This window comes from Micromonospora haikouensis, assembly GCF_900091595.1.
Classification (GTDB): domain Bacteria; phylum Actinomycetota; class Actinomycetes; order Mycobacteriales; family Micromonosporaceae; genus Micromonospora; species Micromonospora haikouensis.
Genome location: NZ_FMCW01000040.1, coordinates 1 through 21,710, shown reverse-complemented (window position 1 = coordinate 21,710; position 21,710 = coordinate 1). Strand labels below are relative to the sequence as shown.

Here is a 21,710-nt window from a genome sequence, read left to right as displayed (position 1 = left end):
GCCGCCACGGGGTACGCGACTAGGCTCACCGATCGTGGCGGAGGCGGGCAGCGGGGCGGACGCGCGGGTCGCGGTGCTGGGGCGGGGCGTCGTGCCGGCCGGTGAGCCGGTGCTGCGCGGCGACGACCTGGGCGCGCTCCAGGGCGACGGGCTCTTCGAGACCATGCACGTACGCGGCGGGCGGCCCTGGCTGCGCGACGAGCACCTGGCCCGGCTGGCGCGGGGGGCCGCCCGGATCGACCTGCCGCTGCCGCCGGCCGGGGTGCTGGTCGAGCTGCTGGAGGAGGTCTGCGCGGGCTGGCCGGTCGACGCGGAGGGCGCGCTGCGGCTGGTCTGCACGCGGGGGCCGGAGGGCGGCGGGCCGCCGTCGGCGCACGCCACTCTCGCCGGGGTGCCGGCCGCCGCCCGGCGGGCCCGGCTCGAAGGGATCTCCGTGGCGACCCTGCCGCTGGGCGTGGCCGCCACCGCCCGCCCCGCCCTGGGCTGGCTCCCGGTCGGGATCAAGTCGACGTCGTACGCGGTGAGCGCCGCCGCCCGCCGCTGGGCCGCCGGGCACGGCGTGGACGACGTGCTGTGGGTCTCCACCGACGGCTACGCCCTGGAGGGGCCGACCGCGAACGTCGTCTGGGTGGTGGGGCGCACCCTGTGCACGGTGCCGGCCGCCGCCACCGGCATCCTGCCCGGGGTGACCGCCGCCTGGCTGCTGGACCACGCCGCCGACCTGGGCCTGACCGCCGAGGAGCGCATGGTCACTCCGGCCGGGCTGCGCGCCGCCGACGGGGTCTGGTTCACCTCGTCCCTGCGCGGCCTGGCCCCGGTGCACACCCTGGACGGGGCCCGCCTGCCGCGCCCGGAGCTCACCGAGGCCGCCCAGGCCCTGCTGGCCCACCCCCGCTGAGGGCGCGGGGCGGCGGGGCCGGGAGGCCGGGCCCGGGGGCCGGGCCGGCGGCGCGGGTCAGCCGGCGACGCGGATCAGGCGGGCCGACAGGTGCGGGGTCAGGGAGTGGCCCACGGCGGCCATGTCCTGCGCGTAGAGCAGGGCGCCCTCGACGATGCCGAAGAGGCGGTGGCCGGCGGTGACCTCCTTGGCCGTGGCGGTGCGCACCACGGCGTCGGTGACGAACTCGACCTGGGTGCCCTTGCGCTTGCCGATGTGCAGCTCCATCACGCCCGTCGGCACGGACATGAGGGCCTCCAGCTCGTCGGTGGCCCGGCCGTCGCCGTCGAGCACCGGTCGCCACCAGCCGATCTCCCGGCCGCCGGGGCGCACCGGCCGGCTCTGCTCGTCGAGGATCCACGCCCGCGACTCGTAGTGCAGGAACGGCCGGCCGTCGTGGCTGATCCGGATCTCCTGGGCGAAGTCGAAGTCCTCGATCGTCGGGTAGCCGCCCCGGCCCCGGCCGCGCCACACCCCGACGTACGGCAGCAGGCCGTCCAGCGTCGGGTGCAGCTTCGGGCCGACGCGCAGATCGTGGCTCTCCTCGTACGGGTACTCCTCGACCGGGGGCGCGTTCAGCCACGGCGGCTGGAGGGGGTTCTCGTCGCTCACCAGGTCACCAACGTCCTCTCGAGATGCGTACGGCAACGTAGACCAGGCCACCGGCGAGCGCGCCCAGGCCGGCGACCAGCAGGCTGACGAACCCGATCTCGGTAACCATCCCGGTCATCCTATGCTGGGCCCCATGGCCCGCTCTCTCGTCGTCAAGGCGACCGCCGGGGCCGACGCCCCGGAGCGGTGCGCCCAGGCATTCACCGTCGCCGCCACGGCCGCCGCCGCCGGGGTGGACGTGTCGCTCTGGCTGACCGGGGAGTCGACCTGGTTCGCGCTGCCCGGCCGGGCGCAGCAGTTCGAGCTGCCGCACTCCGCGCCGCTGGGCGAGCTGCTGCACGTGATCCTGACGACGGGTCGGGTGACCGCCTGCACCCAGTGCGCGGCCCGGCGGGACATCGGCCCCGGCGACGTGCTGCCCGGCGTGCGGATCGCCGGGGCGGCGGTCTTCGTCGAGGAGGCGATGGCCGAGGGGGCGCGGGCACTCGTCTACTGAGTGTCGATAACCACCCGGTTCGTCCCCCGCCCTGCCTACGATCTCCCCTGTGACCGGGGCGACGACCGAGGCGACGGAGCGGTTCTTCGCGACGCTGCCGGCGCGCGCCCCCGCCGTCCTGCGCGGCCCGGTGCGCGGCACGCTCCAGCTCCGGATCACCACCGGCAACCACAGCGAGCACTGGCGGGTCGAGATGGCCCCCGGCTCGGCCCGGGTGACCCGGGAGACCGGGCCGGCCGACGCCTACTGGTTCGGCAGCGCCGACCTGTTCGACCAGCTCGTCACCGGCCGGGCGCACGGCATCTCGTCGATGCTGCGCAACGAGAGCACGTTCACCGGCGACGTGGTGCTCTTCCTGGCGTTCCGGCGGTTCTTCCCCACCCGGCCGGGCACCCGGGACCCCCGGGCGGTGGCCCGGGAGCAGACCGGCCGGCCGGCGTGAGGAAGCCGGCGTGAGGGAGCAGGTCAGCATCCTCGACGGCAACACCTTCCTGGTCAGCGACCGGCGGGGCGACATCGAGCCGTCGCAGGACTTCCCGACCGGGCTGTTCTCCTTCGACACCCGGTTCCTGTCGACCTGGGTGCTGACCGTCGACGGGGAGCGGCTGCATCCGCTCTCCACCGACGACGCGTTCTCGTACCGCACCCGGTTCTTCCTGGTGCCCGGCGCGCCGACGCACTACCTCGACGCGAAGGTGTCGGTGATCCGCAGCCGGTCCATCGGCGGCAGCTTCGCCGAGGAGCTGACCGTGCTCAACCACTCCGGGCGGCAGGTCGAGTTCGTCGTCCGGGTCGCCATGGGGGCCGACTTCGCCGACCTGTTCGAGATCAAGCAGGCCCGGCGCAAGAAGGGCCTGGCCACCGCCACCCCGGGGGAGAACGAGCTGCGGTTCACGTACCGGCGGGAGGGTTTCCACCGGGAGACCGTGGTGGGCAGCAGCGCCACGGCGACCGTCGACCCGGCGGGCATGACGTTCCGGGTGTGCGTCGACCCGCACGGCGAGTGGACGACCCGCCTCGACGTGGCCACGGTGATCTACGGGGCCCGGGGCGAGGACGTCCGGGCCAACCTGCCGCTGGGCGCGGAACCCCGCTCGGTCGCCGAGATCCAGGCCGAGCACGAGGAGATCGTCGCGCGGGCGCCGAAGCTCGGCTGCGACTGCGAGCCGCTGGCCGGGGCGTACCTGCGGAGCCTGAACGACCTGGCGGCCCTGCGCTACGAGTCGATCGCCCTCGGGGTGCGGCTGATGGCCGCCGGGTTGCCCTGGTTCATGACCCTGTTCGGGCGGGACAGCATCTTCACCTCGTTGCAGATGCTGCCGTTCCTGCCGGACCTGGTGCCGCCGACGATCACCATGCTGGCCGGTCTCCAGGGGTTCCGGATCGACGACTTCCGCGACGAGGAGCCCGGCAAGATCCTGCACGAGCTGCGGTACGGCGAGACGGCCGGGTTCGAGGAGCAGCCGCACTCGCCGTACTACGGCTCCGCCGACTCCACGCCCCTGTTCGTGATCCTGCTCGACGAGTACGAGCGGTGGACCGGCGACACCGCCCTGGTGCGGCAGCTGGAGGTCCCGGCCCGGGGCGCGCTGGAGTGGATCGACGCGTACGGCGACCTGCTCGGCACCGGGTACGTCTGGTACCGGACCCGCAACCCGGAGACGGGGCTGGCGAACCAGTGCTGGAAGGACTCCTGGGACGCGATCTCCTACTCCGACGGCCGGCTGCCGGGCTTCCCCCGGGCCACCTGCGAGACCCAGGGGTACGCGTACGACGCGAAGCTGCGCGGGGCGCGGCTGGCCCGCACGGTCTGGAACGATCCCGCGTACGCCGAGCGGCTGGAGCGGGAGGCGGCGGAGCTGAAGGAGCGGTTCAACCGGGACTTCTGGCTGCCCGACCGCGAGTACTATGCGCTGGCGCTGGACCCGGACGGGCAGCCCGTCGACGCCCTGTCATCGAACATCGGTCACCTGCTGTGGAGCGGGATCGTCGACGCCGACAAGGCCGGCCCGGTCGCCGCGCACCTGCTCGGGCCCCGGCTGTTCTCCGGCTGGGGCGTGCGTACGCTCGCCGACGACCAGGGCCGCTACAACCCGATCGGCTACCACGTCGGCACGGTGTGGCCGTTCGACAACGCGATCATCGCGTGGGGCCTGTGGCGGTACGGCTTCCGCGAGGAGGCCGGCCGGATCTGCGAGGGCATCCTGTCGGCGTCGCGGCACTTCGGCGGGCGGCTGCCGGAGGCGTTCGCCGGCTACGAGCGGGACCTCACCGACTATCCGGTGGAGTATCCGACGGCGTGCAGCCCGCAGGCCTGGTCGGCCGGCACCCCGCTGCTGCTGCTGCGGGTGATGCTCGGCCTGGAGCCGCAGGGCGAGCATCTGATCATCGATCCGGCGGTGCCGGCGGGCATGGGCCGGGTGGAGCTGCTCGACATCCCCGGCAGGTGGGGGCTGGTCGACGCGCTGGGCCGCAGCCGCACCGCCAGCGACCCGGTGCGCCGCTGACGCCCGCGCGGTTTCCGGGGCGGGACGTGGTGGCGAGACGTCGGGGCGGGCGTGGCGGGTGGGCGTCAGGGGCAGGGCGTGGTGGCGGTGAGGTCGCCGCCGGTCAGGGCCACCGTGACCGCGCCGGCACGGTAGGCGTACCCCTCGGGGGTGTCGAACAGGACCGCGCGGCCGGCGGCCGGGGCGAGCGCGGTGGCCGGCGCGGCCGGGGCGGGGTCGAGGGTGACGCGGGCGGTGCGGGCCTGGCGGTCGCCGCCGGGGCACGGCGCGGCGAGCAGCTCGGGGGCCGGCGCGGCGGGGGCGGCCAGCGCCCGCAGGGCGGCGGCGAGCGCGTCCGCCTCCGGGCCGCCCTGCGCGGACGGCGGGCGGTAGCCGTCGCCGACGGGCCGGCACCCGGTGCGGACGGTCAGCCGGAGCCGGCCGTCGCCGGCCGGGCGGCCCTCGACCAGCACGAACTCCCCCGCGTCGGCCCGCAGCCGGGGGCCGTCGCCGGTCACCCGGACCCCGGCCTCCCAGCCGGCCGGCAGCCGGTCGGCGACCTCGGTGAGCACCGCGCGGGGGTCGGCGGCGGGGTCGAGGATCTCCACGCCGCGCTCCAGGGTCGCGCCGTCGAGCAGGGGGGTCACCCGGCAGCCGGGCTCCGTGCGGGCCGGCGTGAGCGCGACCGCCCGGTCGCCGGCCGCCGCGACCAGCTCGCCCACCGCGCGGTCGACCACCGGCCCGGCCTGGGCCAGGCTGCGCTGCTCGCGGACCGTCGGCCCGTCGTCGCGGACCGAGACCCAGGTGAGTACGCCGAGCAGCACCGCCCAGGCCACGGTCGCCACGAGCAGCCAACGGGACCGGCGGGCCGGCGGCGTCGGCTCTCCGCTTCCGCCGGGGCCGGTCGGCGGGGCGTATCCGGCAGGGGCAGCACCACTCACCCGCTCATCGTGTCACGCGGGGCCCAACGCCCGGCCGGCGCGCGGCGCTTCGCGCCCCTGACCGGCCGCGACTCCGCCGGGCGGCGGCGGCGGGTCAGCCGAACGGCCAGAACCCGGGCCGGCATTTGGCGACCGCACGAGGAACACGTAGCGTTACCGCAGCGCCGCAACGTGAGCGGCTTTCGCATACCCCCTCACCTGCGAAATGGGCCTCATGCGGGAAGTTTTCCTGATCTCCACGATTACTCTCGGTGGGATCGTCCTGTTCCTCATCGTGGCCGCCTTCGGCTACGGCTTCCTCCGCCCCGAGCGGGTCACCCGGCACGGCGAGCGCCCCGAGTTCCCCCGGTACCGGCCGGTCGCCCCCGACGAGGTGGCCATCATGATCGCCTGCCGGAACGGGGCGGCGACGATCGCCGGGGCGGTGCGGGCCGCCCGCGCCACCGGCGCGCGGGTGTACGTGGTCTCCGACGCCTCCACCGACGCGACCGCGCGGGAGGCCGCCGAGGCCGGGGCCGAGGTGCTGGAGCTCACGGAGAACGTCGGCAAGCCCGCCGCCCTGCACGCCGGGTACGTCCGGTTCGGGCTCGGCACCGCGTACCGGGCCGTCGCCATCCTCGACGACGACGTGCTGGTCGCGCCCGACTTCGTCACCGCCGCGCTGGCGCACCTCACCGAGCGGGTGGCGATCGTCGTCGGGCACAACGTCACCTGGTGGCCGCCGGAGCGGCGGTGGAACCCGTGGCTGGCCAAGCGCGCCTACAGCTACTGGAACTACCAGGCCGTCGTACGCCGCATCCAGAGCCACTTCAACGTCATGAACTGCATCTCCGGCTCGAACTCGATCTACCGCACCGAGCTGCTCGACGTGCTGCTGCCGCAGCAGCCGCCGTACATCGTCGACGACACGTACTGGGTGCTGGAGACGCACCGCCGGGGCCTCGGCCGCGTCGTGTACGCCCCCCGCGCCACCGCGCTGCTGCAGGACCCGACGAACGGCCGGGACTGGTACAAGCAGAACCTGCGCTGGCTGTGGGGCACCTTCCAGGGCATCATCGGGCACCGCGTCGGCCGCCGGAACACCCGCTTCGACTACGCGTACGTGCTGCTCATGGCCCACTGGCTGCTCTACGTGCTCGGCGCGCCGCTCACGCTGTGGCTGCTCGCCACCGCCGGGCCCGGCCTCGGCACGGGCCTGCTGCTCCTGCTCGCCGGCCAGGGGCTCTGGGTCGCGCTCGCCGCCTGGCGGCTGCGCCGCCCCCGCCTGCTGCTGTTCCTGCCGACGATCGTGCTGGCCGACCTGCTGTACCGGGTGATCCTGGTGCACGCCCTGGTCAAGGCCATCCGCCAGCCAACGGTGGACCGGTGCGTGTGGGCCTCCCCCACCCGCTTCGCCGTCCCCGCCACGACCGACGCGTAAGGGAGGTGAACATGTCCGCGAGCCAGGATCTGCCGGTGACGGGTGCCTCCACGGCGGCCGTCGGCCTGATCGGCGCACTCGCCCTCGGCATCGGCGCGCTGCTGGTGACGGTGGCCCAGTGGGGCGCCAAGCTCCGCCGCCGAGGCAACTGACCCCCGCCTGCCCCGCCCCCGCTCCCCGCCTCCCGCCTCCCGCCTCCCGCCTCCCGCCTCCCGCGATCTTGCAGTTTCGGCCCCCGCGTAAGCGACAAAAGAGACAGATTCGGGGCCCTAAGTGCAAGATCGGCGCGGGCAGGGGAGCGGGAGGGGCGGCAGGGGCGGGAGCGCGGGTGGGAGGGTGTGCGGATGACGCCACTCGACGCCAAGGCCGACCTGCACCGATACCTTTGTGACGCCCGCGAGGCCCTGCTGTGGAAGCTCGACGGGCTCTCCGAGTACGACACGCCGGCCCGTCACCCCGACCGGCACCAACCTGCTGGGGCTGGTCAAGCACCTGGCCGGCGTCGAGTTCGGCTACTTCGGGCCGACGTTCGGCCGGCCGCACGACGAGTCGATGCTGTGGCTCGACTCCGACACCGACCCCAACGCGGACATGTGGGCGACCGCCGACGAGTCCCGCGAGCAGATCGTCGCGCTCTACCGTCGGGCCTGGGCACACGCCGACGCGACGATCGAGGCGCTGCCGCTCGACGCGATCGGCACCGTCCCCTGGTGGCCGGCCGGCCGCAACCGGCTGACCCTGCACGGGGTCCTGGTGCACGTGACCGCCGAGAGCCACCGGCACGCCGGGCACGCGGACATCGTCCGGGAGACGATCGACGGCACCGCCGGGCTGCTGCGGGACATCGACAACCTACCGTACGCCGAGGCGAGCCGATGGGCGGAGCACCGCGCCCGGGTGCAGCGGGCCGCCGAGCAGGCGTCGGACGGATAAGGGGCGGCACCCTGCGGCCCCCTGCCGCCCTGCCGCCCTGCAAATAGGAGATCTTGGAAGTTTATGGCCCCTCTGGGGGCCGACATCTTCCAAGATCTACACCGGCTTCCGCTCGCCGGCAGCGGCGGGGCGCGGTCAGGGCTTGCGCAGCCACGTCTCCGGATCCGTGACGAAGATGCCCTTGCCCTGGTGACGGCTGATCACCCCGAGCGCCTCCAGCCGCACATTGACAAGCTGGATCGTCGACGGGCTTACGAAGTACTGCTTACACAGTTGGGCAATCGAGGGCAACTTATCCCCCGGCTTGTACTTCCCCGACCTGACGTCGGCAACTATCTCGTCAGCAATCCGGAGGTAGTCCGGGGTCGCAGGCATGGCACTCCTCGCGTGGCACCTCCGATTCGATCACGGCGACACACCATCCGACAAGTTCCGCCCTTACCTTGTGTTCAACCTCTTCCTTATTTAAGTTAGGCGGTGAGCGCTCCTCGCGTGGCAACGAGTAGGGCTCTTCCCCCGGTCGGGGCGGGTGTCGGAGTCGGAAGGGATACACCCGTCCCGACCATCTTCCCTGGCAGCGCTGTTCCCGGCTGCCCTTGCGGAGAGGTGGTCCTCATCGTGCGCAGGCTCCTCCGGCTGTTTCGCCGGAACCGGTTGACGGCAACCGGCCGCTCGGCAACAGCCGGGCGGCCACCCGACCGCCGCCCACCGGCCCGACACCGCGCGACCAGCCGACCCACGACCAACCGACTCAGCGCCCGCCCCACCGGCCGGTCCGGGCCGCCGGGGCGGCACAACGCGGGCCACCATCACCGGTCGGCGGCGTACCGGCCGCTCTGCGCCATGCAGGTGCGGCAGCAGCGGTTCGGCCGCTGCCGCAGCGGGCTGGACCCGGCCGAGGTGGACGGCTACCTGCGCCGGATCGCTGACGAGCTGGCCGCGCTGCACGCCGAGTTGGCCCGTACCCGGGAGGAGAACGCGCGGATCAAGGGCGCGCTCCGCGACTGGCAGTCCCGGTTCGGGCCCCGGGTGGTGCGCGGGTGACCGCCGCGACCGGACGCGAGCGGTACGTCGTACACCTGACTGTCGCCGCCGACGACCTGCCGGCGGCGCGGCTGCTGGCCCGCGCGATCGGCCGGTCGCTGGCGTTCCTGCCGGAGCTGGTGCTCGGCGAGACGACGGTGTCGGAGGAGGGCGCGCCGGACGCGCAGCACCAGGTCTTCTGCGACCGGAGGCTCGGCGGTCGACGCCGCTGCGTGCGCCACGTCGATCATGCCGGCGGCTGCACCTCGTGACGCGCTCCCGGGAATCGGCACGGCTCGGGCCGGTCACCCCTTGTGCGGGGCGACCGGCCCGAGCCGATGCGCGTGCGGTGCCGAGGTGTTAGGAGGGGGCCCTTCCTATACAGAAAGCGTTAACAGGGGGCCCTTCCTTACACCTACGGCGCTACGGTGACCGTTACCTCGTTGATGCCGCGCGCGGCGGTCACGGTGGTGTCGCCGTTGCCGTGCCGGGACAGCGCCCGCAGCGTCCAGGTGCCCGGGGCGGCGAAGAACCGGAACTGGCCGGCCGGGGAGGTGACCACCTCGGCGGTGAACTCACCGGTCGAGTCGAGCAGCCGGACGTACGCGCCCGCGACGGCGTCGCCCGCCTCGGACCGGACGGCACCGGTGATGACGGTCTCCTTCTCCAGGTCCAGGCTGGCCGGCAGCGGGGCGGCCTGGTCGGGCGCGGCGCACCCGGCAGCGGTAGGAGCGGTGGGAGCAGTCATGGCTCAGGCCTCCCCGGGCTCGTCGCCGAGCGCGACCGGCACGCCGACCAGCGAGCCGTACTCGGTCCAGGATCCGTCGTAGTTCTTCACGTTGGCGTGGCCGAGCAGCTCCTGGAGCACGAACCAGGTGTGCGAGGAGCGCTCGCCGATCCGGCAGTAGGCGATGGTCTCCAAGCTGTCGTCCAGCCCGGCCGCGGCGTAGATCTTGCGCAGCTCGTCGTCGGACTTGAAGGTGCCGTCCTCGTTCGCCGCCTTGGACCACGGCACGCTGATCGCGGTGGGGATGTGACCGGCGCGCTGGGCCTGCTCCTGCGGGAGGTGGGCGGGGGCGAGCAGCCGGCCGGCGAACTCGTCGGGGCTGCGCACGTCGACCAGGTTCTTGGTGCCGATCGCGGCGACGACCTCGTCGCGGAAGGCACGGATCGAGGTATCCGGCTCCTGCGCGACGTACTGGGTGGCCGGGCGGGTCACCGCGTCGGTCACCAGCGGGCGGGCGTCCAGCTCCCACTTCTTGCGGCCGCCGTCGAGCAGCTTGACGTCGCGGTGGCCGTAGAGCTTGAAGTACCAGTACGCGTACGCGGCGAACCAGTTGTTGTTGCCGCCGTACAGGACGACGACGTCGTCGTTGGAGATGCCGCGCTCGGAGAGCAGCGCCTCGAACTGGGACTTGTTGACGAAGTCCCGGCGGACCGGGTCCTGCAGGTCGGTGCGCCAGTCGAGCTTGATGGCGCCGGCGATGTGGCCGGTGTCGTAGGCCGAGGTGTCTTCGTCGACCTCGACGAAGACGACGCCCGGGGCGTCGATGTTCTTCTCGGCCCACTCGGCCGAGACGAGTGCGGTGTCGCGACTCATCAGATCACTCCCTGGTGAGGTGGATGGTGAGCCTGCGCGAGTACGAAGTCTGTAGCTGTCGCACCCCGCGCGGGACCCAGAGGAAGGACGGGATCACGGGTTCGTGCGACGGCGCCGCTGCCGGGCGTTCAGGGGGAAGAACCGGGAGGGTACGCAGACCCTGTGGCCGGTGGCCGCCGTCAGGCGGCCGAGGACAGCCCCGCCGTCAGATGACGGGGCGACACAGGCAGGTGGCCACGCGGCACAGGTCGACCGCGCGCCGTTTGGTGAGGAGCGTCCCCATGAGCAGGGACACTACCAGCGATCCCGGATCCCGCCACCGGCCCGACCAGCATCCGGGACGCCCGTCCCGACCGACAGTCGCCGGCCGGGCGCACGCCGTGCGGACGGGAGCGGGCGGTCAGCCGGCCGAGTTGATCGGGACGTCCTTGGCGGCGACGGTCACCGCGAGGCCCTGCGGCAGCGGCTTGACCTCGCGCACCGCGAGCTGGAACGGCAGGTCGGGCAGGGGGACGTCGATCGAGATGTCCTGGGCGATGCCCCGCAGCATGTTGCGGGCCATCGGGATGTTCGGCAGCCCCTCGGCGTCGACGTCGTTGAAGCGCAGCGAGATCGCGCCCTTGTCACCGACGGTCACGTCGGCGGTCCCGGTGAGCGTCAGCTTCTGCCCGAGGATGTCGACGGGGGCGGTGACGGCGAGCCGGCCGTCGCGCTCGCCGAGGGTCAGGCCGGGCCGGTTGAGGAGCGCGGCCAGGCTCTCGTACGTGATGGTGCCGGTGCCGTCGACGGTCTCGGCGACCACGTCGCCCTGCTGGGTGCGCAGGGTCTCCAGGGAGGCCCGCACGTTGCGGGCGTCGACGTCGAGCTCGGGCAGGGCCACCGCGTCGCCGTTCACCGAGCCCCGCACGTCGCGCAGCCGGATGGAGATCCGCTCGTACCTGCCGTCGAGCACCTGGGTGAGGAAGGGGAAGCCGGCGACCTCGACCTCGGGCGGCGAGGACTGGGCGCCCTGTTTGGTGATCTCCTGGCTGACCTGGTCGGTGATGGCCCGTTCGGCCACCCCGGCGGCGACCCGGTCGGCAGCGACCAGCAGCCCGCCCAGGATCAGCAGCAGGACCAGCAGCGTGATGAGCACCTTGCGCCCGCGTCGCCGGGGACGTTCCTCGTACGCCGGGTGGGCCGTCGCCACGCCGCCTCCTTCTGTCGTGCCGGCGCGCCCCTGGCACCGGCTGCCGCCCGAGCGGCGCCCCGGAGAGTACCCGAAGCGGGAAAGCCCCAACCGCCTGTCGCGCCGCGCGGTCCGACCAGCCGGCCGCCCCTCGGACGGTCGGAGGAGCGGCCGGGGAGCGGCCGGAGGACCGGTCAGAGGAACAGCACGCACATGGCGTACGCCGCCGGGGCGGCCAGGGCGAAGCCGCCGAGCGGGCCCTGCATGTGCCGGGCGACCCACATCGTCGGCGGCTCGCCGGCCATCAGGCGCCCCGCCTCCGCGTATCCGACGGCGAGGTCGGCGAGCACGGCGGTGGCGGCGGTGACCAGGCCGATCACCGCTCCGCTGGTCGGGGTGAAGCCGACCAGGAAGCTGCCGAGGACCGCGCTGGCGAGGGTGCCGACCATCGCGCCGATCACGACGCCGGCCGCGCCCCGGGGCACCTGCGGGGCGAGCCGGGGCCAGGGCAGCACCGCGTCGGTGATCCGGGCCACGGTCAGCGCGACGCCGGTGGCGGTGAGGCAGACGGTGATCGCCTGGGTGCCCGCCGGGATCCGGCTGAGCACGATCAGCGTGGCGAACGCGACCACGCCGACGACGATCAGCAGCGTGGTGCCGAGCGAGTCGGTGACCCGGACGCGGTCGACCCGGCGGACCAGTTGACCGAGCACGCCGAGCAGGAAGCCCCCGGCCGCGAGGTAGCCCAGCGGGGCGAGGCCGGCGACGTCGGATCGCACGGCGGCGGTGTCGGCGGCGGCGGCCACCACGGCGCTGGTGAGCGCCACCAGCAGCAGGGCGGGCGGGCGCATGGCCATCGTCCAGGCCAGGACGAAGATCAGTTGTACGCCGAAGATGATGAGCGCGAACGGCAGCCGGTGCCCGGGACCGGCGGTCTGCGCGCCGAGCACCAGGCCGACGCCGAGCAGCGCGGCGAACCCGGCGACGGTCAGGGCGAGCGGCCGGCGTATTTCGACCGGCTCGATCTCCTCCTCGTCCAGCTCGTCGATGGCCTCGTCGTCGGGACGCCGGGCGGGTTCGCCGCCCCGGCGCAGCCGGCGGGGCCGCCCACGGCGTGCCGGAGGGGCGTCGTCGTCGACGTCCGGGCCGGTGCGCGGGGCCGGTGGGTGCGCACGACCGGCCGGCCCAGGGTGGGCCTCGTCGGCCCACGGGTCCCGGCCGGCCTCGGAGGAGGTCGAGGGAAACACGCCCTGATCGTGCCAGACCGGGGTGTCGGATCGGTGGCCACGGTTTCCGCGACGTTAAAACCTGCGGCGCGATCGTGGGCAAGGCCGACAAACGGGAAACGACCTGGAGGCACGGACGGAGCGATCGGTTACGCTCAAGCCGTTACCCGCCCGTCAGCGACGCCGGGACCCACGCAAGTTCTCAGCGCACCCCGCCTCAGGGTGCTGCTGGTCGCGAGCGGCCTTGAGGGCCGCCGGGACGGAGGTGATCGTGTGGAGATCCTGCTGCTGGTGACTGCGCGCGCAGGTGAACCATCGGTGGTGCTGCCGGCGCTCGACCTGCTGCCACACTCGGTGCGCACCGCGCCCCGCGACGTCCGCACGCTGGTTGCCGGCCCGAGCCCGGACGCCGTCCTCGTGGACGCGCGTTCGGAGCTGAGCGAGGCCCGGGCGACCTGCCGGATGTTGCACGCCACCGGGCTCGGTGTGCCGCTGGTCGCGGTGGTCACCGAGGCCGGGCTGATCGCGCTGAACGCGGACTGGGGCGTCGACGACGTCATCCTCGCCAGCGCCGGTCCGGCCGAGGTGGAGGCGCGGCTGCGGCTTGCGGTCGGCCGGTTGAGCAACGCCACGTCCGGGGCGGGCGGCTCGATCCGGGCCGGCGAGCTGAGCATCGACCCCGACACGTACGCCGCGAAGCTCAAGGGCCGGCCGCTCGACCTGACGTACAAGGAGTTCGAGCTGTTGAAGTTCCTGGCCCAGCACCCGGGCCGGGTCTTCACCCGGGACCAGCTGCTACGCGAGGTCTGGGGCTACGACTACTTCGGCGGCACCCGCACCGTGGACGTGCACGTGCGGCGGCTGCGGGCGAAGCTCGGCTCGGAGTACGAGTCGATGATCGGCACCGTGCGGCAGGTCGGCTACAAGTTCGTCGTGCCGCCGTCGCGGTCGCTGCCCGAGTCGGAGCACGCCCCGATCCCGGTCTGACCGCCCGTTCAGCTTCCGCCCGGCCCTGTCCCCCGGCTGACCCGCCCGGTGCCAGCCCGAGCCACGTGATTGCCGATTTGCCCCTTTTGCACCACTAGCCAGTTTTATCCTGACTGGCGAAGTGGCCGAGGAAAGGGGCGACGGTGCGTGCGATGACCACGGGGGCGACGAGGGGCCGGCCCCCGCAACCGAGCGGCGGCGACCACTGATGCGCGTCGACGCGACCGGGCGGTTCGTGGCGCTCGCCACCCTCGTGGTGGTCTCCCTGCTCGGCTCCGCGTACGCGCTGGGCCGCAGCATGGTGCCCGGCCCGACCCGGCAGGCCACCGGGATCACGGCGAGCGCGGACGACCCGAGCTTCGCCGACCAGCCCGCGCAGACCGGCCCCGGCCGGGGCGGGGCGCCGCCCTCCTCCGCCGGCGGTCCCGCCGCGCCCACCGAGGCCGGTCAGGACGGCGGAACCGCGCAGTCACCGGAGAGCGGGGGCGACGGCCTGTTCGGCGCCCGGGTCACCACCGGGACGGCGCAGGTGGCGCTGACCTTCGACGACGGGCCGGACCCGCAGTACACGCCGCAGGTCCTGGCGCTGCTGCGGGAGTACGGCGTCACGGCCACGTTCTGCGTGGTCGGCGAGAACGCGCAGAGCCACCCCGACCTGATCCAGGCGATCGTGGCCGACGGCCACACCCTGTGCAACCACTCCTGGCACCACGACGAGCTGCTCGGCAAGCGGTCGACCGACGTCATCCGGGCCGACCTGCTGCGCACCAACGCGGCGATCCGGGCCGCCGTGCCGGACGCCGAGATCGCCTACTACCGCCAGCCGGGCGGCGCGTGGACGTACCCGGTGGTGTCCGTGGCCGAGGAGCTGGGGCTGGTCCCCCTGCACTGGACCGTCGACCCGTCGGACTGGAAGGCCCCGGGGGCGACCCGGATCGTCCACGACGTCTCCGCCGAGGCACAGCCGGGCTCGATCGTGCTGCTGCACGACGCCGGCGGCAACCGGCAGGGCACGGTGGACGCGCTGCGCAGCCTCCTGCCGGACCTGGCCGCCCGGTTCCGGCTGGAGGCCCTGCCGACGGGCACCACCTGAGCCGACGGCCGGTGCCCGGGCCGGCTGTCGCGCCTGCCCCCGCGGAACTCGCCCAGGCCCACACCGAACGCGACGACGCCTGCCGGCCCCGCCCGGCCGGCGGTCCCGCTACCGTTGGTCGGATGAGCAGCGCCGAGCCGACGACCGACCGGGTGACCCGGGCCGACCTGCTGACGCCGGGCGAGGTGGCCGACGTGCTGGCCCTGGCCCGCGCGGCGGGCGACGCCGACGGGGCCGACCCGTTCGACGAGCACACGCTGCTGCGCCTGCGCGACCCGCACGCCCCGGCCGTGCACCTCACGGCCCGCGCGCCGGACGGCGCCCTGACCGGGTACGCCCACCTGGACACCACCGACCCGGCCGGGGGTGTCGGCGTGGAGCTGGCCGTGCACCCCGCGCACCGGCGGCGGGGCACCGGCCGGGCGCTGGCCCGGGAGGTCCTCGCCGCCGCCACCGGGCCGGTACGCGCGTGGGCGCACGGCGACCACCCGTCCGCCGCCGCGCTGGGCGTCGACCTCGGCCTCACCCGGGCCCGGGTGCTCTGGCAGCTGCGCCGGCCGTTGGCCGACCCGCCGCCCGAGCCGCGCCTGCCCGACGGGGTGACGCTGCGCGCGTTCGTGCCGGGGCGGGACGACGCGGAGTGGCTCGCGCTCAACGCCCGGGCCTTCGCCAGCCACCCCGAGCAGGGCCGCTGGACGGTGGACGACCTGCGGGTACGCCTCGCCGAGCCGTGGTTCGATCCGGCCGGTTTCCTGCTCGCCGTCGCCACGGACACCGGCCGGCTGCTCGGCTTCCACTGGACCAAGGTGCATTCCCGGCCCGGCGCGGCCGGCATCGGCGAGGTGTACGTGCTCGGGGTCGACCCGGCCGCGCACGGCGGCGGGCTCGGCAAGGCGCTCACGGCGGCCGGTTTGGCTCACCTGCGCCGGCGCGGGCTGGACCGGGTGATGCTCTACGTGGACGAGTCGAACACCGGGGCGGTCGCCCTCTACGAGCGGGCCGGCTTCGCCCGCTGGTGCGCGCACGTCAACTACCACCTCGGCTGAGGCTCTACTTCCCCCCGGTTTCCGCGTCACGGCGATGTCACACCACGGCCTCGGCGCGATAACGGCTGCCCGGATATATCGCATTAATAGCGATAGTCGGCCGCGAGTTCACGAAATGGACAACCCTTCCTCAGCCCACGGCCACCCGCCCGGCCGCACCTGTTCACTCCTCGTTCACTTGCGACCGGCGATCCGGCTACCTGGCCCTCCTAACTTTCAGTTCAGCCGGGTCACGCCGGCCCTCCCCCGGGCCCACCCAGCCGGGAACGGCCCGTCCAGACGTGAAGGGAAACCCCTCAGGTGAAGCTCCAGCGGCACGGCACTATCGCCTGCCTCGCTCTTACTGCGGTGCTCGGTCTCAGTGCATGCGGCTCGGACAACAACGAGCCCGCCAGCGGCGCCTCCGCGTCCGGCTCGGCCGCCGCGGCCGACTGCGCCACCGGCACCCTGAACGCGCAGGGCTCGTCGGCCCAGAAGAACGCCATGGCCGAGTGGATCAAGGCGTACCAGCAGAAGTGCGCCGGCAGCACGATCAACTACGAGCCGTCCGGCTCGGGCGCGGGCATCCAGGCGTTCATCGCCGGCACCGCCGACTTCGCCGGCTCCGACTCGGCCCTCAAGCCCGAGGAGCAGCCGCAGGCCGACGCCAAGTGCACCGGCGGCCAGGCCATCCACCTGCCGATGGTGATCGGCCCGGTCGCCGTCGCCTACAACGTCAGCGGCGTGGACAACCTCCAGCTCAAGCCGGCCACCCTCGCGAAGATCTTCGCGGGCAAGGTCACCAAGTGGGACGACCCGGCGATCAAGGCCGACAACCCGGACGCCAAGCTGCCGTCGACCACCATCCAGACGGTGCACCGCTCCGACGAGTCCGGCACCACCGACAACTTCACCAAGTTCCTGGCCAAGACCTCGGCCGCGGACTGGACCTTCGAGAACGCCAAGGCGTGGAAGGCCCCGGGCGGCACCGGCGCCAAGGGCTCGGACGGCGTGGCCAGCTCCGTCAAGGGCGCGGACGGCTCGATCGGCTACATGGAGTGGTCCTTCGCCGAGAACGCCGGCCTGAAGATGGCCAAGATCGGTAACGGCGCGGGCGAGTACGCCGAGCTGACCGCCGAGAACGCGGGCAAGACCATCGCCGGGGCCAAGATCGAGGGCCAGGGCGACGACCTGAAGATGTCGGTCGACTACAGCACCAAGGAGGCCGGGGCGTACCCGATCGTCCTGGTGACCTACGAGATCGTCTGCAGCAAGGGCATCGCGGCCGACAAGCTGCCGCTGGTCAAGGGCCTGCTGGGCCACGCCGCCAGCGCCCAGGGCCAGGCCGAGCTGACCGAGCTGGGCTACGCCCCGCTGCCGGACTCGGTCCGCACCAAGGTCGAGGCCGCGGTCAAGAACCTCTCCTGACCGGACCCGACACCACCACCTCCCTCAACTCGAAGCGAGCGAGCAGATGGGTGAAACCCCTCCCCGCTCGGCCGACGCCGGCACCGGCGGGATCCACGTGGCCTCCGGCCACGGGCGACCCGCCGGTGCCTCGGCGCGTGTGGCCGAGGCACCAGTCAGCACCCGTACCCCCGGCGGGGACGGCCTCGGCGGCGGCGGTGGCCTGCCCCGGGCGCGGGCCTTCGGCGCGGAACGTGCCTTCCGGGGTCTGACCCTGGCCGCCGGCACCGCCGTCCTGGTGATCATCGCCGCCATCGCGGTCTTCCTGATCGCCAAGGCGGTGCCGGCCCTGCGCGCCAACACCGCGAACTTCTGGACGTACGAGGGCTGGTCGCCCAACGACACCGCCCCGAAGTTCGGCATCGGCACCCTCGCCTTCGGCACGGTGCTCAGCTCGGCGCTGGCGCTGCTGATCGCGGTGCCGGTGGCGCTGGGCATCGCGCTCTACCTGTCGCACTACGCGCCGCGCCGGCTCGGCACCGCGCTGGGCTTCCTGATCGACCTGCTGGCCGCCGTGCCGAGCGTGGTCTTCGGCCTCTGGGGGCGGGACATCTTCGTCAACCCGGTCCGGGACTTCTCGGTGTGGCTGAACACCTACTTCGGCTGGATCCCGATCTTCGGCGGCGACGGCCCGTTCGGTAAGTCGATCATGCTCGGCGCGCTGGTGCTGGCGATCATGGTGCTGCCGATCATCACCTCGCTCTCCCGCGAGGTGTTCCTCCAGACCCCGACCGCCAACGAGGAGGCGGCCCTCGCGCTCGGCGCGACCCGGTGGGAGATGATCCGCACCGCCGTCCTCCCGTACGGCCGCCCCGGCATCATCGCCGCCGTGATGCTCGGCCTCGGCCGCGCGCTCGGCGAGACCATCGCGCTGGCGATGACCCTCGGCATCACCTTCGGCATCTCGTTCAACCTGATCGAGAACGGCGGCAACACCATCGCCGCCAACATCGCCAACGCGTTCGGCGAGGCGAACGACACCGGGCGGGGCGCCCTCATCGCCTCCGGCCTGGTGCTGTTCACCATCACGCTGATCGTCAACATCACGGCGCGGGCGATCATCTACCGCCGCCGGGAGTTCACGGAGTCGGCCGCATGAGCACCACCGTCGCCCAGCACCGCACCCGGCCGCCGGCCCAGCCGGCCAGCCTCCGCGCGAAGCGGCTGCCGAAGTACGCCCCGCCGGCCATCGCCGTCGGGGCCGTCGCGGTCGCCGCCGCCGTCGTGTACGGCACCGGCATCGGCGGCCCCGTGCTCGTCGTGGCCGTCGCCGCGCTGCTCTACCTCGTCGGCCTCTTCGCCGCCGCCCACGCCGTCGAGGGGCGGCGCTCGGCCCGCAACCGCACCTGGAGCGCGCTGATCCACTCCGCGTTCGTGCTGGCCGTCCTGCCCCTGGCCTCCGTGGTGTGGACGCTGGTCAGCAAGGGCGTCGAGCGCCTCGACGGCAACTTCTTCGGCACCTCGATGAACAACATCGGGGCCCGGGACGCCAACGGCGGCGCGTACCACGCGATCGTCGGGACGCTGGAGCAGGTCGGCATCGCCGCGCTGATCACCGTCCCGCTCGGCATCCTCTGCGCGATCTACATCGTCGAGTACGGCCGGGGCCGGTTCGCCTTCGCGATCCGGTTCTTCGTCGACGTGATGACCGGCATCCCGTCCATCGTCTCCGGCCTGTTCGTGCTGGCCTTCTGGGTGCTGGTCGTCTCGCCGGTGTTCAACGACGGCCGGCCGGGCTTCTCCGGCTTCGCCGCCGCGCTGGCGCTGAGCGTGCTGATGCTGCCCACCGTGGTCCGCTCCACCGAGGAGATGCTGCGGCTCGTGCCCGCGCCGCTGCGCGAGGGGGCGTACGCCCTCGGCGTGCCGAAGTGGAAGACCATCCTGCGGGTCGTGCTCCCGACCGCACTGCCCGGCATCGTCACCGGCGTCATGCTCGCCATCGCGCGGGCGGCCGGCGAGACCGCGCCGGTGCTGCTCGTGGCCGGCGGCGGCGCGGCGATCAACTTCAACCCGTTCGAGAACAACCAGTCGTCGCTGTCGCTCTTCGTCTACCAGCAGGCCGGCGACGCGTCGAAGTACGCCCCGGCCCGCGCGTGGACGGCGGCGCTGACCCTGGTCGCCCTCGTGCTGATCCTGACGATCGCGGCGAAGCTGCTGGCTCGCCGGAACCGGCTCGGCCGATGAATCCCGGAGGTACCACCACCATGGCCAAGCGCGTCGACGCCACCAACGTCACCGCCTACTACGGCGGCTTCAAGGCGATCGAGAACATCAACCTGACCGTCGAGCCGAAGACCGTGACCGCCCTCATCGGGCCGTCGGGCTGCGGCAAGTCGACGTTCCTGCGGTCGATCAACCGGATGCACGAGGTGCTGCCGGGCGCCCGCGTCGAGGGCGACCTCACCATCGACGGGCAGAACATCTACGACCGCGACGTGGACGTCACCGCCGTACGCCGGATGATCGGCATGGTCTTCCAGCGGCCCAACCCGTTCCCCACCATGAGCATCTACGAGAACGTGGTGGCCGGGCTGCGGCTCAACGGGGTACGCAAGAAGTCCATCCTGGACGAGGCAGCCGAGAACTCGCTGCGCGCGGCGAACCTCTGGAACGAGGTGAAGGACCGCCTCGGCAAGCCGGGCGCGGGCCTGTCCGGCGGCCAGCAGCAGCGGCTCTGCATCGCCCGCACGATCGCCGTCGAGCCGCAGGTGGTGCTGATGGACGAGCCGTGCTCGGCGCTGGACCCGATCTCCACGCTGGCGATCGAGGACCTGATGTTCCAGCTCAAGGACAAGTTCACCATCATCATCGTCACGCACAACATGCAGCAGGCCGCCCGCGTCTCCGACCGCACGGCCTTCTTCTCGATCGAGGAGACGGGCGACCCGGGCCGCCTCATCGAGTACGACAACACCCAGAAGATCTTCAGCAACCCGAGCCAGAAGAAGACCGAGGACTACATCACGGGTCGCTTCGGCTGAGCCGCGTGCAAGGAGCTGTGCAAGGAAGGGCCCCCTGTTAACGCATTCTGTCGTACAAGGGGCCCTTCCTAACCCGGAAGGCTGCCGCCAGGGGAGGGCGCTCAGCCGAGCACGAAGCGGGGCTCGCCGTCGGCCGGCAGGTCCAGGCGGGGGGTGATCGGCGTCGCCGCGTCGCGGGTGGCCGACGCCCGGGCCACCCCGGCCAGGTCGCCGGCGGCGGCCACCTCGGCCAGCGTCACCAGGGTCGGCGGCAGCATGGTCAGCTCGCCGGCCTCCGCGCGGGCCAGGGCGTCCGCCGGGCGTACCCACATGGTGTGGTCGGCCTCGCCGGAGACGTCCCGGGTGCGCTGCCCCATCGGCAGCAGGGCCACGAAGAAGTACGTGTCGAAGCGGCGCGGCTCGAACTCCGGGGTGATCCACCGGCTCCACGGCAGCAGCAGGTCCGACCGGAGGGTCAGCCCCCGCCCGGCGAGCAGCTCGGCGAAGCCCCGCCGGCGGGCCTCCAGGTCCTGCCGGGCGGCCTCCCAGTCGTCCCCGCTGACGTCGCCCACCACAGTCGACGGGTACGTGCCGGCCAGCAGCACCCCGGACTCCTCGAAGACCTCGCGGGCGGCGGCGCACACCACCGCCTGGGCGGCGTCCGGCGCGACGCCCAGCCGCCCGGCCCAGCCCGCCGGCTCGGGCCCGGCCCAGTCGAGGTGCGCCGCCGAGTCGGACGGGTCCACCCCGCCGCCGGGAAACGCGTACACGCCGCCGAAGGCCATCGCGGCGACGCGACGGATGACGTACACCTCGAAGTCGTCGCCGGCCGGGCGCAGCAGCAGCACGGTGGCCGCGACCCGGGGCCGCGCGGGCGTGCCGCCCTCGGCGCGGAACCGCCGGGCGTGCTCGACGAGGGCCGGCGGGGCGGGGAAACCGTGGCTGTCGATCGTCATGCCGCGAGCGTAGTCCCGCAGGATGGATCGGCTGGTCCGGCGGCGGTGGGGGGTCGGCTCCCGCCCGGCTAGCGTCAATGCCGGGTAGTTAAGGTTCCGGGCTGGTTGTCAAGACCGGCCCGGCGAGGATGTTGAGACTGATGGTGGCCTGGTAGGTGCGTCGGTCGATGTTCGGGCCGCGGGCGTTGTATTTGGAGATGGCGCGTTTGACGGTGCGGGCGTTGACGCGTAGCCGACGTTCGGGCAGTAGTTGGTCCAGGACGAGGCGGCCGATTCTGCCGATCAGGTCGGTGACGGTGCCGGCGATGACACCGGCGGCGTGGATGACCTGGTCACGGGCCGCGTGGAGCGCGATGGTGAAGCTGGCCCGGTCCGGGTCT

25 protein-coding genes and 2 pseudogenes are annotated in these 21,710 nt (G+C 73.3%); 16 read left to right on the top strand and 11 right to left on the bottom strand.

The genetic code is table 11. From position 1 onward, the window contains the following. Positions 1-34: 34 nt before the first annotated feature. Positions 35-898, top strand: a complete 864-nt coding sequence (locus GA0070558_RS29265) for an aminotransferase class IV (RefSeq protein ID WP_256092187.1) — start codon at positions 35-37, stop codon at positions 896-898. 57 nt (positions 899-955) lie between these two features. Here GA0070558_RS29265 and GA0070558_RS29260 read toward each other — a convergent pair whose 3' ends face one another. Together GA0070558_RS29260 and mtfM are read right to left on the bottom strand one after the other, a co-directional pair. After that, positions 956-1,549 (bottom strand): heme-binding beta-barrel domain-containing protein, encoded by a 594-nt coding sequence (locus tag GA0070558_RS29260; protein WP_077938157.1) that lies wholly within the window; start codon positions 1,547-1,549, stop codon positions 956-958. A 4-nt stretch (positions 1,550-1,553) separates the two neighbouring features. Further along, entirely contained in the window at positions 1,554-1,658 is a 105-nt protein-coding gene (mtfM, locus tag GA0070558_RS34920) for a small membrane protein MtfM (RefSeq protein ID WP_043966460.1), read from the bottom strand. 12 nt (positions 1,659-1,670) lie between these two features. Between mtfM and GA0070558_RS29255 the strand changes: the two genes are divergently transcribed. From GA0070558_RS29255 to GA0070558_RS29245, 3 genes are read left to right on the top strand one after another with little or no spacing between them, the layout of a single operon-like run. Next, complete coding sequence (locus GA0070558_RS29255) at positions 1,671-2,045, top strand: DsrE family protein (protein WP_074472393.1); 375 nt, start codon at positions 1,671-1,673, stop codon at positions 2,043-2,045. A gap of 49 nt (positions 2,046-2,094) precedes the next feature. Further along, complete coding sequence (locus GA0070558_RS29250; RefSeq protein WP_052503866.1) at positions 2,095-2,487, top strand: hypothetical protein; 393 nt, start codon at positions 2,095-2,097, stop codon at positions 2,485-2,487. 10 nt (positions 2,488-2,497) lie between these two features. After that, entirely contained in the window at positions 2,498-4,552 is a 2,055-nt protein-coding gene (locus tag GA0070558_RS29245; protein WP_091285735.1) for an amylo-alpha-1,6-glucosidase, read from the top strand. 65 nt (positions 4,553-4,617) lie between these two features. On the opposite strand, the gene GA0070558_RS29240 is transcribed toward GA0070558_RS29245, so the two are convergent. Beyond that, positions 4,618-5,472 (bottom strand): hypothetical protein, encoded by an 855-nt coding sequence (locus GA0070558_RS29240; RefSeq protein ID WP_077938155.1) that lies wholly within the window; start codon positions 5,470-5,472, stop codon positions 4,618-4,620. Between the two features lie 214 nt (positions 5,473-5,686). Here GA0070558_RS29240 and GA0070558_RS29235 point away from each other — a divergent pair, with 214 nt between their 5' ends. The 3 genes from GA0070558_RS29235 to GA0070558_RS29230 all read left to right on the top strand — a co-directional run bounded on the left by GA0070558_RS29235 (position 5,687) and on the right by GA0070558_RS29230 (position 7,825). Next, positions 5,687-6,892, top strand: coding sequence for a glycosyltransferase (locus GA0070558_RS29235; protein ID WP_091285819.1), 1,206 nt, complete (start codon positions 5,687-5,689; stop codon positions 6,890-6,892). Positions 6,893-6,903: 11 nt separating this feature from the next. Beyond that, positions 6,904-7,044 carry a hypothetical protein gene (locus GA0070558_RS33665; protein WP_176734426.1) on the top strand — a complete coding sequence of 47 codons (141 nt, stop codon included), beginning with the start codon at positions 6,904-6,906 and terminating at the stop codon, positions 7,042-7,044. 235 nt (positions 7,045-7,279) lie between these two features. Then, positions 7,280-7,825 carry a DinB family protein gene (locus GA0070558_RS29230; protein ID WP_369523396.1) on the top strand — a complete coding sequence of 182 codons (546 nt, stop codon included), beginning with the start codon at positions 7,280-7,282 and terminating at the stop codon, positions 7,823-7,825. A gap of 135 nt (positions 7,826-7,960) precedes the next feature. On the opposite strand, the gene GA0070558_RS29225 is transcribed toward GA0070558_RS29230, so the two are convergent. Further along, positions 7,961-8,200 carry a winged helix-turn-helix domain-containing protein gene (locus tag GA0070558_RS29225; RefSeq protein WP_091285731.1) on the bottom strand — a complete coding sequence of 80 codons (240 nt, stop codon included), beginning with the start codon at positions 8,198-8,200 and terminating at the stop codon, positions 7,961-7,963. Positions 8,201-8,668: 468 nt separating this feature from the next. On the opposite strand from GA0070558_RS29225, the gene GA0070558_RS34700 reads away from it, so the two are divergent. After that, positions 8,669-8,869 carry a DivIVA domain-containing protein gene (locus tag GA0070558_RS34700; protein ID WP_091285728.1) on the top strand — a complete coding sequence of 67 codons (201 nt, stop codon included), beginning with the start codon at positions 8,669-8,671 and terminating at the stop codon, positions 8,867-8,869. Then, positions 8,866-9,114, top strand: a pseudogene (locus GA0070558_RS29215) (hypothetical protein); the annotation flags it as partial. The gene GA0070558_RS34700 and the pseudogene GA0070558_RS29215, both read left to right, overlap by 4 nt. A gap of 149 nt (positions 9,115-9,263) precedes the next feature. On the opposite strand, the gene GA0070558_RS29210 reads toward GA0070558_RS29215, so the two are convergent. The 5 genes from GA0070558_RS29210 to GA0070558_RS29195 all read right to left on the bottom strand — a co-directional run bounded on the left by GA0070558_RS29210 (position 9,264) and on the right by GA0070558_RS29195 (position 12,863). Continuing rightward, positions 9,264-9,596: a DUF1416 domain-containing protein gene (locus tag GA0070558_RS29210; RefSeq protein WP_077938151.1), complete on the bottom strand. Its 333-nt coding sequence runs from the start codon at positions 9,594-9,596 to the stop codon at positions 9,264-9,266. A gap of 3 nt (positions 9,597-9,599) precedes the next feature. After that, positions 9,600-10,448, bottom strand: coding sequence for a sulfurtransferase (locus GA0070558_RS29205; RefSeq protein WP_077938150.1), 849 nt, complete (start codon positions 10,446-10,448; stop codon positions 9,600-9,602). Between the two features lie 205 nt (positions 10,449-10,653). Beyond that, on the bottom strand, positions 10,654-10,731 hold the full coding sequence (locus GA0070558_RS35080; protein WP_311202345.1) for an Ms5788A family Cys-rich leader peptide: 78 nt from the start codon (positions 10,729-10,731) through the stop codon (positions 10,654-10,656). Between the two features lie 117 nt (positions 10,732-10,848). After that, positions 10,849-11,637, bottom strand: coding sequence for an LmeA family phospholipid-binding protein (locus GA0070558_RS29200; RefSeq protein WP_091285720.1), 789 nt, complete (start codon positions 11,635-11,637; stop codon positions 10,849-10,851). Positions 11,638-11,810: 173 nt separating this feature from the next. Continuing rightward, the gene (locus tag GA0070558_RS29195) at positions 11,811-12,863 is read right to left on the bottom strand and encodes a hypothetical protein (protein ID WP_091285717.1); all 1,053 of its coding nucleotides are present in this window, start codon (positions 12,861-12,863) and stop codon (positions 11,811-11,813) included. 252 nt (positions 12,864-13,115) lie between these two features. Here GA0070558_RS29195 and GA0070558_RS29190 point away from each other — a divergent pair, with 252 nt between their 5' ends. The 7 genes from GA0070558_RS29190 (at position 13,116) to pstB (ending at position 20,395) form a co-directional block, all read left to right on the top strand. After that, a complete protein-coding gene (locus GA0070558_RS29190) occupies positions 13,116-13,829 on the top strand; it encodes a winged helix-turn-helix transcriptional regulator (protein ID WP_043965210.1) in 714 nt (237 codons plus the stop codon). Positions 13,830-14,037: 208 nt separating this feature from the next. Then, on the top strand, positions 14,038-14,922 hold the full coding sequence (locus GA0070558_RS29185; RefSeq protein WP_091285715.1) for a polysaccharide deacetylase family protein: 885 nt from the start codon (positions 14,038-14,040) through the stop codon (positions 14,920-14,922). Between the two features lie 122 nt (positions 14,923-15,044). Next, positions 15,045-15,968: a mycothiol synthase gene (gene mshD / locus GA0070558_RS29180; protein WP_091285711.1), complete on the top strand. Its 924-nt coding sequence runs from the start codon at positions 15,045-15,047 to the stop codon at positions 15,966-15,968. A gap of 300 nt (positions 15,969-16,268) precedes the next feature. Then, on the top strand, positions 16,269-17,375 hold the full coding sequence (pstS, locus tag GA0070558_RS29175) for a phosphate ABC transporter substrate-binding protein PstS (protein ID WP_091285708.1): 1,107 nt from the start codon (positions 16,269-16,271) through the stop codon (positions 17,373-17,375). Between the two features lie 46 nt (positions 17,376-17,421). Next, positions 17,422-18,513 carry a phosphate ABC transporter permease subunit PstC gene (gene pstC / locus GA0070558_RS29170; protein ID WP_091285704.1) on the top strand — a complete coding sequence of 364 codons (1,092 nt, stop codon included), beginning with the start codon at positions 17,422-17,424 and terminating at the stop codon, positions 18,511-18,513. After that, positions 18,510-19,598 (top strand): phosphate ABC transporter permease PstA, encoded by a 1,089-nt coding sequence (gene pstA / locus GA0070558_RS29165; RefSeq protein WP_091285700.1) that lies wholly within the window; start codon positions 18,510-18,512, stop codon positions 19,596-19,598. Before pstC ends, pstA begins: the two co-directional genes overlap by 4 nt. A gap of 20 nt (positions 19,599-19,618) precedes the next feature. Next, positions 19,619-20,395, top strand: coding sequence for a phosphate ABC transporter ATP-binding protein PstB (pstB, locus tag GA0070558_RS29160; protein WP_091285697.1), 777 nt, complete (start codon positions 19,619-19,621; stop codon positions 20,393-20,395). Positions 20,396-20,496: 101 nt separating this feature from the next. Here pstB and GA0070558_RS29155 read toward each other — a convergent pair whose 3' ends face one another. Together GA0070558_RS29155 and GA0070558_RS33655 are read right to left on the bottom strand one after the other, a co-directional pair. Next, entirely contained in the window at positions 20,497-21,330 is an 834-nt protein-coding gene (locus tag GA0070558_RS29155; RefSeq protein ID WP_091285694.1) for an NUDIX hydrolase, read from the bottom strand. An 88-nt stretch (positions 21,331-21,418) separates the two neighbouring features. Then, positions 21,419-21,710: pseudogene (locus GA0070558_RS33655) on the bottom strand (hypothetical protein); the annotation flags it as partial.